Source organism: Paraburkholderia sp. A1RI_3L (genome assembly GCF_048957895.1).
Classification (GTDB): Bacteria; Pseudomonadota; Gammaproteobacteria; order Burkholderiales; family Burkholderiaceae; genus Paraburkholderia; species Paraburkholderia kururiensis.
In genome coordinates, this window is record NZ_JARCHA010000002.1 from 147323 (window position 1) to 158468 (window position 11146).

10 protein-coding genes are annotated in these 11146 nt (G+C 65.9%); 4 read left to right on the plus strand and 6 right to left on the minus strand.

The features are described 5' to 3' along the window. Nucleotides 1–46 precede the first annotated feature (46 nt). Together PXJ20_RS06770 and PXJ20_RS06775 are read left to right on the plus strand one after the other, a co-directional pair. Entirely contained in the window at nt 47–1018 is a 972-nt protein-coding gene (locus PXJ20_RS06770) for a potassium channel beta subunit family protein (RefSeq protein WP_421029614.1), read from the plus strand. Nucleotides 1019–1230: 212 nt separating this feature from the next. Next, nucleotides 1231–2076 (plus strand): 23S rRNA (adenine(2030)-N(6))-methyltransferase RlmJ, encoded by an 846-nt coding sequence (locus PXJ20_RS06775; protein WP_421029615.1) that lies wholly within the window; start codon nt 1231–1233, stop codon nt 2074–2076. Nucleotides 2077–2089: 13 nt separating this feature from the next. Here PXJ20_RS06775 and PXJ20_RS06780 read toward each other — a convergent pair whose 3' ends face one another. The 3 genes from PXJ20_RS06780 to cueR form a co-directional block, all read right to left on the minus strand. Beyond that, nucleotides 2090–2488, minus strand: a complete 399-nt coding sequence (locus tag PXJ20_RS06780) for a hypothetical protein (RefSeq protein ID WP_017776211.1) — start codon at nt 2486–2488, stop codon at nt 2090–2092. 284 nt (nt 2489–2772) lie between these two features. Continuing rightward, entirely contained in the window at nt 2773–2919 is a 147-nt protein-coding gene (locus tag PXJ20_RS06785; RefSeq protein ID WP_017776210.1) for a DUF3563 family protein, read from the minus strand. A gap of 290 nt (nt 2920–3209) precedes the next feature. After that, complete coding sequence (cueR, locus tag PXJ20_RS06790; protein WP_126878425.1) at nt 3210–3638, minus strand: Cu(I)-responsive transcriptional regulator; 429 nt, start codon at nt 3636–3638, stop codon at nt 3210–3212. Between the two features lie 285 nt (nt 3639–3923). Here cueR and PXJ20_RS06795 point away from each other — a divergent pair, with 285 nt between their 5' ends. Then, nucleotides 3924–4136, plus strand: coding sequence for a heavy-metal-associated domain-containing protein (locus PXJ20_RS06795; RefSeq protein WP_017776208.1), 213 nt, complete (start codon nt 3924–3926; stop codon nt 4134–4136). A 27-nt stretch (nt 4137–4163) separates the two neighbouring features. Then, nucleotides 4164–5165, plus strand: coding sequence for a dTDP-4-dehydrorhamnose reductase family protein (locus PXJ20_RS06800; protein WP_421029616.1), 1002 nt, complete (start codon nt 4164–4166; stop codon nt 5163–5165). A 21-nt stretch (nt 5166–5186) separates the two neighbouring features. Here the strand turns inward: PXJ20_RS06800 and PXJ20_RS06805 are convergent, their stop codons facing one another. From PXJ20_RS06805 to imuA, 3 genes are read right to left on the minus strand one after another with little or no spacing between them, the layout of a single operon-like run. Continuing rightward, the gene (locus PXJ20_RS06805; protein WP_421030936.1) at nt 5187–8564 is read right to left on the minus strand and encodes an error-prone DNA polymerase; all 3378 of its coding nucleotides are present in this window, start codon (nt 8562–8564) and stop codon (nt 5187–5189) included. Nucleotides 8565–8620: 56 nt separating this feature from the next. Continuing rightward, nucleotides 8621–10264 carry a Y-family DNA polymerase gene (locus tag PXJ20_RS06810; RefSeq protein ID WP_421029617.1) on the minus strand — a complete coding sequence of 548 codons (1644 nt, stop codon included), beginning with the start codon at nt 10262–10264 and terminating at the stop codon, nt 8621–8623. Continuing rightward, nucleotides 10155–11009: a translesion DNA synthesis-associated protein ImuA gene (gene imuA / locus PXJ20_RS06815; RefSeq protein ID WP_017776204.1), complete on the minus strand. Its 855-nt coding sequence runs from the start codon at nt 11007–11009 to the stop codon at nt 10155–10157. Before imuA ends, PXJ20_RS06810 begins: the two co-directional genes overlap by 110 nt. Nucleotides 11010–11146: the final 137 nt, after the last annotated feature.

Genomic DNA, 11146 nt, shown 5'->3' on the forward strand with positions numbered 1-11146 from the left:
AGGACTAAGCTGCCGGTTGCGCCAACTTTTTTCCACGGAGGAATTCATGAACTATCGAAGGCTCGGCCGCTCCGGCTTGCAGGTCAGCGAGTTGTCCATTGGCTCCTGGGTCACCTATGGCAATCAGGTGGACCGCCGCGCTGCACGCGAATCGCTCGCCGCCGCGCGCGACGCCGGCGTCAACTTCTTCGACAACGCGGAAGTCTACGCGGGCGGTAAATCCGAAGAGATCATGGGGCACGCGCTGAAGGAACTCGGCTGGCCGCGTGTGAGCTACGTGGTGTCCACGAAATTTTTCTGGGGACTACAGGACGCACCGAACCAGTACCACACGCTCAATCGCAAATATCTGCTCAACGCAATCGACGGTTCGCTTGCACGGTTGCAGCTCGATTACGTCGACCTCGTGTTCTGCCATCGCCCCGACCCGAACACGCCGATCGAAGAAACGGTCTGGGCGATGAGCGACACGATTACGCAGGGTAAGGCCCTGTACTGGGGAACGTCCGAGTGGAGTGCGGACGAAATTCGCTGCGCCTGGGAGATCGCCGAACGCCATCACCTTCACAAGCCTGTCATGGAACAGCCGCAGTACAACCTCTTTCATCGCCGGCGCGTGGAAGACGAATACCGACGGCTTTACGAGGACATCGGACTGGGATTGACCACGTGGAGTCCGCTCGCGTCAGGCCTTCTAACGGGCAAGTACCGCGAAGGCGTGCCGCAAGGCAGCCGTGCGCAATTGCAAGGTTACGACTGGCTGCGCGAACGGCTCATCGACACAGACAGGAACGCGATCGTCGGAAAATTCGGCACCGTTGCAAATGAACTGGGATGCACGATCGGGCAACTGGCCATCGCGTGGATATTGAAGAATCCCAACGTGAGCACAGTGATTACGGGCGCCTCCCGCATCGAGCAGATCGCGGAGAACATGAAAGCGCAGGAAATCGCGGCAAAGATCACACCTGAGATCAAGCGGGACATCGAGGCAATGGTAGGCGACGCATACGACTGACGACGCAACCGCCGCGGGATGCAGCGCAAAGAGCGGCGGGCCATGCGCGAGGCTCGCGTACAATACGCGACCGCAGCGCACGGCTACCACTGCGCGTAGCGCTCACATCCATGCAAAGCGCCGCTGCTGCACGTCCCGCGTCTTCGCCCTCGCCGAATTCATCGTTTCGTTTCAGCGCTTCGTTTCGTCGCCTCACATCGTCGCCCGCTATCATGCTCAGCTACCGCCACGCTTTCCACGCCGGCAATCACGCCGACGTCCTCAAGCACACCGTTGTCGTGCAATTGCTGCGCTACCTCGGCAAGAAGGACAAGGCCTACTGGTACATCGATACGCACGCCGGTGCCGGTGCATATTCACTGCAGGAGGGCTACGCGACGAAGACCGCCGAGTACGAAACCGGCATCGCAAAGCTGTGGAACCGGCGCGATCTGCCGGAAGCGCTGGCGGATTACGTGAGCGAAGTCGCCGCGCTCAATGCGGACGGCGAACTGCGCTATTACCCTGGGTCGCCGTATCTCGCGTGGCGTCTGATGCGCGAGCAGGACCGCATGCGTCTGTTCGAACTGCACAGCACGGAAATCGAAGTGCTGCGCCACAACTTTCGCGAAGCCGGCCGTCGCGTGATGATGTTTGCGGGGGATGGCTTCGAAGGCATCAAGGCGCTTCTGCCTCCGCCCTCGCGCCGGGCACTCGTGCTGGTGGACCCGTCGTTCGAAGACAAACGCGACTACGCGCGCACGCTGAACTGCGTCGAAGAATGCCTGAAGCGCTTCGCCACCGGTACCTATGCAATCTGGTATCCGCAGGTCACACGGCCCGAATCGCAACGCTTTCCCGAGCAGCTCAAGCGGCTACAGAGCACCAACTGGCTGCACGCCACGCTCACCGTGAGCCGGCCGCCGGAAGACGGTTTCGGCCTGTACGGCAGCGGCATGTTCGTCCTGAACCCGCCGTATACGCTCGCGGCCACGATGAAAGAGACGCTGCCGTGGCTCGTCAAAGCCCTCGGTCAAGACGACAACGCGCAGTTCAAACTCGAACACCGCATGAACTAGGCGTGCGATGCGCCTACTGCTGGGGCACGATGCGAGGCGGTCCCGGCTTGATATGCACCGGGTGAGACGGGCGCGTGGGAGTCGCGGGAGTCGTGGATCCCGGCGTGACCGTTTGCTGCTGTGGCCCGCCCACGGAGATGTACGGCGCAACGTACAACGGAATGGATTGATTGGATGGCGCAAGCTGCGCAGGTTCCGCAATGGGCTGCGCCTCCACGATGGGTGCCTTCACGAGTGGCGCCGTCTGCAGCACCGTGCCGCTCTGGCCGTCGCTGATGCCCCGCTGCGTATCCAGAATTAGCGGCTGTCCGCCCGAAGCAGCCTGCGCCGCAGATGCGGCGAGCATCGAGAGCGCTCCCACCACCGGCAGGATCGACAACGCGGCGACGCGTAGATAACGAAGTGCGACCATGAACAGCCCCCGTTCGGCGAGATCGTTGTTGTAAAGGATCGGTGCGCGAGCCGGTAAGCAGCCGGGCAGCAGCCCGATGCCGGAGCCCGCGCAAGAAACGCTTTACCTTACCGCGATGGCAGGCTTCAGACTAGCCCGTACGACTTGCTGTGCCATTGCCCGCGTCCCGTGCAGGGCCCGCCGACGCAAGAACTCCCGCTCCAGGTGCGCCAAAGCCCCGCGAGGCGGGGCTTTGGCCGAAACCGCAAGGCAATGCGACCGCGGTGAACGCGGCCTGTCGCGATTTACAGCGAGTAGCCGTTGGATTCGAGCGAGCGCAGGCGCTGTTCGAGCTGGACGATGTCCGTGGACTGCGCGAGGTAGGCCTCGCGGCGATTACGTTCAGCGGTTTCGAACCAGGTGCTCAACTTGTCGAGGATGTACGCAAACATGATGTTCTCCAAGGATCAGGAATGAATCCCCGGTGGATCAGATGTCAGGGATTTCCCTTAAAAGGGTTAACCCGAATTATAGCGAGACAACGTGAGCGCGGTAGTGAAATGCCCGAATGGCGTGCATTCCGTTTTGGAATGGTGCATGCACGAAGTTGGTTCAAGCCTCTGAATTTTCAAAGTTTTTGTTTTGATGCATCCCTTTTTGCACGCTCTCCGGGCGCAAAAAGCACCGACTCAGTGCTATTTTGCCGCGCCCTCCCTGCAGCAAGCTCGCCGAGCCCTTGCACTCATACGTCGTGGCACCCGGCGCAAGACTCGGTCGTTCCCTCGGCGTCGGCCAGCCGCTCGATGATCGGGCAATCCGGCCGTGCGTCGCCATGGCAGTGAGCAGCCAGATGAACCAGCGTATCGCGCATCTGGGTCAATTCGGCGATGCGGCGGTCCAGTTCGCCGACGTGTTCGAGAGCAATCGCCTTGACGTCCGCGCTGGCGCGCGAGCGGTCGTGCCAGAGGGCCAGCAGACGGCGGATGTCCTCCACGAGAAAACCGAGCCGTCGAGCCTGGCGAATGAATCGCAGAGAATGCACCTCCTCGGGCCCATAAACGCGATAGCCCGCTGCGGTGCGCGACCGGGCCGCAAGCAGTCCGACGCTCTCGTAGTAGCGGATCATCTTCGCCGTAACGCCCGACGCGCGCGCCGCTTCGCCGATGTTCATCGCGCTGCTCAGCGTGACGTTCGCGGCGATGTCCGTCGCAACGCTCATTCTTTTCCCGCCCTTCCCGGCCGGCATGTCGAGGGTCGAACCCACCGTTTTCATGCGCTTCTCCTCTTGTCGCTGCCTGCGCCGTCGCAGCAAGGCGGCAGGCAGCGTGCGGCAGCAAGTTTCACAATGTCCGTCGATCGTACAGCTTCCCATGATGGGAAGGTCAGCACGGTAGATGTATTTCCACGGGCATAATTCAACCGTTGTTTCACTCCAGTTCGAAAGGAAGTCCACACCATGATCCAGTTCCAGGTAGAAGGCATGAGCTGCCAGCATTGCGTCGCCGCCGTGACGCGGGCCATTCACGAACACGATGCCACCGCCAGCGTGCAGGTCGATCTCCCCGCGGGCCGCGTTCTGGTGGAGTCGAACCAGCCTCAGGACGTGCTCAAGGCTGCGATCGACGAAGCCGGTTACACGGTGGTCGGCGCATCGTCTCCGGCGCAGTAATCACGCGTCGAGGCAAAGGAGCGACGCATGTTCAAGGTTGGCCTGCTCGGGGCATCCGGGCTGCTGGGGCGCGCCATTGCGGCCGAGCTGCGGCAACACACGCAACATGAGCCCCCCGGGGAACCCACGGCAGCCGAGCCGTGGCAGGTGATTGAGACGGCGTTTAGTCGCCCTGGGCTGGGCCAGCTTTCGCTCGACATCCGCGACCCGCACGCGGTCGAGCAGTTCATGGAACGCGAAGCGCCCCAGGCCATCGTGATCGCAGCCGCCGAGCGGCGGCCCGACATTTGCGAACGTGACCCGGCGCTGGCCCGCGCGCTCAACGTCGAAGCAGTGGCAGCGATTGCGCGTGCAGCGAAGCGGCGCGGCGCGTGGGTGCTGTCGATTTCAACCGACTACGTGTTCGACGGCACGCACCCGCCGTATCACGCCGACGACCCGCCCTCGCCCATCAACGCCTACGGGCGCAGCAAGCTCGAAGGGGAGCACGCGTTGCTCGACGCCACGGATCTCGGTCTCGTGTTGCGTCTGCCGCTGCTCTACGGGCCGATCGTGGACTGGCAGGAATCCGCCGTGACGAGCCTCGTGCCGGCCATTGCGGCATCGGCGCGAAACGCTTTCACGCAAGAAGACCGTCAAGCGCAAACCGCCAAACCCGCCGTCATGGACGCCTGGGCGATTCGCTACCCCACCTTCACGCCGGACGTCGCTTACGTCGTGCGGCAACTGCTCGAACGGCATGCCGACGGAGCGCCGCTTTGCGGCATCGCCCAGTGGTCGGGCGACGAACCGATGACGAAATACGAGATCGCGCAGCGCCTCGCCACAGCGCTGGAGGTAGATGCCGCGCTCGTGCCGCAGACCACGCCCACTGACGCCACGCCGCGCCCCTACAACTGCCATCTCGATTCGAGCCGTCTCGAAGCCTTGGGCATAGGACGGCGCACGCCGTTCGACACCGGCATTCGCGACGTGCTGCGCGCCTTTCCGTGGCGGCCCGGCGGCGTGCAGTCAGCCACAAGGCGATGAACGACGAAACCGCGCCCGCCTTCAGTGAAAATCGCGGCTCGCCGTAGCCAGTCGCCCCAGCAAACGGCTGTGATCCTCCAGCCGGTGTGCGACCAGATGCACCACCTCGCCTTCGCGCTGCACGACGCCCGACACCGCCAGCAGCGATGAACTCAACAGCGCCTGGCGCTGCGTCTCCACCACCGACGGCCACACGATCACGTTGATCGCGCCGGTCTCGTCCTCGATCGACACGAAAATGGTGCCGCTCGCCGTGCCCGGCCGCTGCCGCACCGTCACGATGCCGCATGCGCGCACCAGCGTGCCGTGCCGGCACAGGGCGAGCTGCGCGGCGGTGCGAAAGCGCTGCTTCGCGAGCCCCGGTCGCAGCAGCGCGAGCGGATGCCGGTTCAGCGTCAGCCCGAGGCTCGAATAATCGGCGACGATCTCGCGGCCTTCCGTTGCGCGCGGCAACGCGAGCGGCGCCTCGGCGATCGGCGCGTCGCGCAGCAGCTTCGGCACGGCATGCTGCGCGGTGACCGCCCACCATGCCTCGCGCCGGTGTCCCGCAATGCTTGCAAGCGCATTCGCCGCGGCCAGTGCCTGGAGTTCTCGCCGCGTCAGCGCCGCACGGCGCGCGAGATCATCGACGTCGGTAAAAGGCGCCTCGCGGCGCGCCTCCATCACGCGATGCGCCGCCTCCTCGGGCAGCCCCTTCACGAGCCGCAGCCCGAGCCGCACCGCCGGCCCGCGCCGCCCATAGGCGCGCGCCGGCAGCTTGACCCAAGCTCTCACAGCACGCCGGACAGTGCGAGCAAAACAGTTCTTCGGCACCGCAACGGCACGCAGTAACCGCTCATAGCGAGGCGCATCGGCACGCCGCGCCGCCGCCTCGTCGGCCGCCAACCGCGCGCCGGGCCGGCCGCGCACCTCCAGCACCGATTCCCAGTCGCTCACCGAAACGTCGGGCGCGAGCACCGTCACGCCGTGCCGCTTCGCGTCCTGCACGAGCTGCGACGGCGAATAGAAGCCGAGCGGCTGGCTGTTCAGCAAGCCCGCGAGAAACGCCGCGGGCTCGTAGCGCTTCAGCCACGCGCTCACGTAGACGAGCAGCGCGAAGCTCGCCGCGTGGCTCTCCGGAAAACCGTAATCGCCGAAGCCCTCGATCTGCTTGCAGATGCGGTCCGCGAATTCCCGCGTGTATTTCCTCGCCAGCATCCGGTTCGTGAGGTCGTCCTGATAGGGCCGCAGGTCGCCGTCGCGCCGCCACGCCGCCATGGCGCGGCGCAGGCGGTCGGCCTCTTCCGCGCTGTAGCCGGCTGCGACCATCGCAAGGTGCATCACCTGCTCCTGGAAGATCGGCACGCCAAGCGTGCGTTCGAGCACCGGCTTCAAATCGTCTTTCTCGTATTCGACGGCTTCGAGCTTCTGCCTGCGCCGCAGATACGGATGCACCATGCCGCCCTGGATCGGCCCCGGGCGCACGATCGCCACCTGAATCACGAGGTCGTAGTACTTCCGCGGCCTCAACCGCGGCAGCATGCTCTGCTGCGCACGCGACTCGATCTGGAACACGCCCACCGTGTCCGCGTGGCAGCACATTTCGTAGACGGCCGGGTCGCCGCGCTTGATGTCCTGCATGCGATACGCCGGCAACCCGCGCCGCAGCGCGACGAACTCCAGCGCGCGCCGGATCGCCGAGAGCATGCCGAGCGCCAGCACGTCCACCTTCAAGAGCTTCAGCGCATCGATGTCGTCTTTGTCCCATTCGATCACGCAGCGGTCTTTCATCGCCGCGTTCTCGATGGGCACGAGCCGCGAGAGTTTGTCTTTCGCGATCACGAAGCCGCCCACGTGCTGCGACAGGTGGCGCGGAAAATTGCGCAGCTCGCGCGTGAGCCGGATCAGATGCTGCGTGACGTGCGACTCGGGATCGAAGCCGGCTTCGGCCAGATACCGCGCCACGGCCTCGGGACCATCCCACCATTGCTGCGCCTGGCTGATGCGTTCGATCAGCGCAGGCTCGAGGCCGAGCGCCTTGCCGACGTCCTTCAGCGCGCTGCGCGTGCGATACGAGATCACCGTGGCCGCGAGCGCCGCGCGGCGCCTGCCGTACTTGCCGTAGACGTACTGGATCACCTCTTCGCGGCGCTGATGCTCGAAGTCGACGTCGATGTCAGGCGGCTCGTTGCGCGCGCGCGAAATGAACCGCTCGACCAGCATGTTCATGTCCACGGGGTCGATCTCGGTCACATAGAGGCAATAGCAGACCACCGAGTTGGCCGCCGACCCGCGCCCCTGGCACAAGATGCCCTGCTCGCGCGCGAAACGCACGATGTCGTGCACGGTGAGGAAGTACTTCTCGTAGCGCAGGTCCGCGATCAGATCGAGTTCCTTGTCGATCTGCTCACGCTGGCGCTCGCTCAAGCTGCCCGCCCAGCGCGCGCGTGCGCCCTCCATCACGAGCTTGCGCAGCCAGCTGGCCGGCGTTTCGCCGGGCGGCACGAGTTCTTCGGGATATTCGTAGGCCAGTTCGTCGAGCGAGAACGTGCAGCGGCCCGCCACGCGCAGCGTTTCGGCGAGCATATCCGCGGGATACAGCGCACCGAGCCGCACCCGCGTGCGCAGATGCCGCTCCGCGTTGGGTTCGAGCGCATGGCCGCATCGAGCAAGCGGCTGGCCGAGACCGATGGCCGTCAACGTGTCCTGCAGCGGCTTGCGCGAACGCGCATGCATCAACGCGCCGCCCGCGGCCACGAGCGGCAGCCCGCTTTGCTGCGCGATGGTCCGCATTGCGTTGATGCGCACTTCGTCGTTGCCGATTTGCCATAGTTCGAGCGCGAGCCAGGCGCGGTCCGGCGCGATGCCCGCAAGCCAGTGCGCGCAGCGCAGCGTCTGCGCGAGCGTTGCCGCCTGCTGCGGCACGAGCAGCAGGACGCAGTCGGGCAAATGGCGCAGATGCGCGAGATCGGCCGGCGGTTGGGTAAAGTCGGCAGGATGCAGCCGATAGCTGCCCTTCGCCGCGCGCGAGCGTCCCAGCGTGATCAGTTCGGAGAGATTGCCGTAGCCATCGCGATTCATCGCGATGGCTACGAGCGTGCAGAACGGTGCACCGGCTTCATCGGTGAGATTGAGTTCGCTGCCAATCAGCAGATGCAGCGGCGGGTCGGGTTGCGCTTCCTTTCCGTCTTCCTGCGCTTCGCCACGTGCCTTGCGTTCCTTCTCGCGCTCCGCTTCGATGATCTTGAGCGCGCTGTGGGCACGAACTACGCCGGCGAGCGAGCACTCGTCAGTAATCGCGAGCGCGCTGTAGCCGCACTGGATGGCCCGCTCGACGAGTTCACCGGGACGCGACGCGCCGCGCAGGAACGTGAAGTTGGTGAGGCAATGCAGCTCGGCATACGCCGGCAATTGCGGCATCGGGGGCACGGCGCCCTTCCCGTCACGGGACGCTGTATCGACTCTCGACATGGCGCTCAGCCAAAGAGGCCCTGCAGGAACCACTGCCCGCTCAGACGCTCGCGATACACCCAGAACATGCGACCCTGATCGTCGCCGGCCACGTAGTAATCGCGCTCCACGCCTTCGCCATCCCACCACCCTGCCTCGATGCGTTCGGTGCGCGTAAGCGTTTTCAACGGACGCCGGTAGACCGGACGCTCGTCGCGCACCACGAGCCGCAGCGGCCGTTCGAGCATCCACACCGGACGCGGCTGCGAGGGCAACGGGCTCTCGGGCAGATCGAGCACGGCCTGATGCGGCGGCGGGTACGCATCGCCTGTCGGCTGGGCAGCGGGCTTCTTCGCACGCGCCGGCTTGCGGCGCCCCGCTGCGGGCTCGCGATAAGCGGTGGTCTGCATCGCGCGCTCGGGGCGGTGGTCTTCGTGAGCCGAAAGCTGCAGCACGTTCTGCGCGCCCAGGCGCGCGCCGAGCCGCTCCATCAGCCGCGCCATGGATTCGTCCGACGCCTCGGGCATGGGAAAGAGCGTGCCGGTGGGCGCCGCGTACTCGCTCACTTCGTCGGCGACGAGTTTCAGCCCGATCACCGGCGCGGCCAGCTCCGTCTGATTGAGCTTTTCGCGCAGCAGCCAGATCAGGTGATCGGCATCGCGCGACGGCACCGCCCAGCCGAGCTTCAACGACGACGTGCGCGGCGCGTGGCGCGAGGCGAGTTCGTGCTCGAGCCGCAGTTCGAACTTGCGCAAAGCCGCGTGATGGGCGCCCAGCCAGCCGGCCAGTTGCACGACGAGCCGGCGCGCCGCGAACAGCAAGGCTTCGGCGCTATCGACCCGCGCCTGCAGTTCCAGCTGCGCGTGAAACGAGGCCGGCGCCTGAAAGTATTCGCGCGGATCGGGATGCTCGCCGAAGGCTTGCGCGAGCAGCGTGAGCACGCCGTCGCCGAAGCGGCGCACGATGCCCTCGCGCGGCAGCCGGCGCAAATCGGCGACGGTCGTGCAGCCGATCTGCTCGAACACGTCGCCATGTTCGGCCGCGAAGGGCAAGAGCGAGACGGGCAGCGTATCGAGCGTGCGCGCTAGCGTAGCCTGCTTGACCACGCGCCAGCGCCGCCCTGCTCGCTCGGCACACGCCGCGGCCAGCAGCCATGCGCCCCACGCCGTGGGGGCACAGGCGAAGCGCGCGGTGTGCCCCAGCATCGCCACGGTCGAGGCGACCCGCGAGAGCAGCGCGCGCAGGCCGCCGAAAAGACGCAGCCCCGCACCCACCTCCAGCAGCAGCGTATTGCCTTCGGCAAACGCCACGTTCGGCGTAAAGGCGAGCAACGCCAGCGCCAGTGCTTCGAGCGCCGCTTTCTCACGCGCCGGGTCGGGCGTGAGCATCACGATCTGCGGCGCGAGCGCGAGCGCATGCGAGCGCGTGTTGCCCGCGCGCACGCCGAGACGGAGCGCATCCAGATCGGGAATCAGGATGCGCACATGATCGGCGAGCACATGGCAGCGCACGTTCGCGGCGCCGTCCACCGCACCGCTTGCGACGTGCGCGGCGCCGGCCTCATGCCGGCTGTGCGGAGCGTCCGGGTTTTCGGGCTGCCGCGGGAGAGCCAGAGGCGGCTTCACCGCCTCCAGCGGCAACAGGGGCAAGGTAACTGCGATCCACAACATGATTGCTCTCGTGCCATTGACGTTGATGGCCGGACTGGGACTGCGGCGGTGGCAGCAATCCGGCCTGCAACGGCAACGTGACGAAAAGCGGCCGGGCGGGAGGCGGCCCGCGCCGCTTGAAAACGTCCACCGACAACGACGCTTCCTGAAGCCAGCGATGCCGGTCGATGGTCTCGGCATCGGGCGGCAGCATCGGCTCGCATGCGATGCGCAGCGGCGCCGCCGAAGACTGGCTGCGCGCGTGCGCCGGCCGCACGAGAAAAGCGAGCGAGCGCGAATCCTGCGCCACGACCTGCAGCCGACGCACCGCATCCGGACGCGCTTTCGCGAGCCACACCAGTACCGCGCCCATGCCTTCCTGCTTCAATGCCTGCTCAGCGGCCCAGGGGGCTTCCTCTTCGCGTGCACGCACCCAGACCACCCGTTCGAGCGCGATGCCCCACGCCTTCAGCGCACACGCATAGGGCTGCCAGGGCGGCGCCACGAACACGACGTGCTTACCGTCGCGCGCCGTGAGGGACTTCAACGCCGGTGCCACGAGCCGCATTTCGCCGATGCCGCCGTGCTCCACCAGCAGTTCGGTCAGGCTGCCGGCTGGCCAGCCCTCGCCGGGCAACAGTGCGTCGAGAGCGGCATACCCGCTCGGCACGACGCCCGCCGTCGCGCCGGCAAGCTGATCCCCTTGCCATACCTGGCTGCGCAGCCGGGACGGCAAAGCGCTCGTGGCATGGAGTGCTGCAGCCATGATTCGTGCTGATGCTCTTTCAAAAGGGGATACGCCGCCCTCCCGACACAAGCCGGGCAAGGCGGAACCGTCGCCGAACGCGCGAACCGGATACCGAAACGCGCGCCGATACCTGTATATTTATACAGTATCGAAGA

What these genes read in the sequence shown, in the direction of transcription:
- PXJ20_RS06780 (WP_017776211.1), bottom strand. Translation starts at nt 2,488, where the DNA reads ATGGTCGCACTTCGTTATCTACGCGTCGCCGCGTTGTCGATCCTGCCG.
- PXJ20_RS06805 (WP_421030936.1), bottom strand. Translation starts at nt 8,564, where the DNA reads ATGCCGCAATTGCCGGCGTATGCCGAGCTGCATTGCCTCACCAACTTC.
- PXJ20_RS06770 (WP_421029614.1), top strand. Translation starts at nt 47, where the DNA reads ATGAACTATCGAAGGCTCGGCCGCTCCGGCTTGCAGGTCAGCGAGTTG.
- PXJ20_RS06775 (WP_421029615.1), top strand. Translation starts at nt 1,231, where the DNA reads ATGCTCAGCTACCGCCACGCTTTCCACGCCGGCAATCACGCCGACGTC.
- PXJ20_RS06795 (WP_017776208.1), top strand. Translation starts at nt 3,924, where the DNA reads ATGATCCAGTTCCAGGTAGAAGGCATGAGCTGCCAGCATTGCGTCGCC.
- imuA (WP_017776204.1), bottom strand. Translation starts at nt 11,009, where the DNA reads ATGGCTGCAGCACTCCATGCCACGAGCGCTTTGCCGTCCCGGCTGCGC.
- PXJ20_RS06785 (WP_017776210.1), bottom strand. Translation starts at nt 2,919, where the DNA reads ATGTTTGCGTACATCCTCGACAAGTTGAGCACCTGGTTCGAAACCGCT.
- cueR (WP_126878425.1), bottom strand. Translation starts at nt 3,638, where the DNA reads ATGAACATCGGCGAAGCGGCGCGCGCGTCGGGCGTTACGGCGAAGATG.
- PXJ20_RS06810 (WP_421029617.1), bottom strand. Translation starts at nt 10,264, where the DNA reads ATGTTGTGGATCGCAGTTACCTTGCCCCTGTTGCCGCTGGAGGCGGTG.
- PXJ20_RS06800 (WP_421029616.1), top strand. Translation starts at nt 4,164, where the DNA reads ATGTTCAAGGTTGGCCTGCTCGGGGCATCCGGGCTGCTGGGGCGCGCC.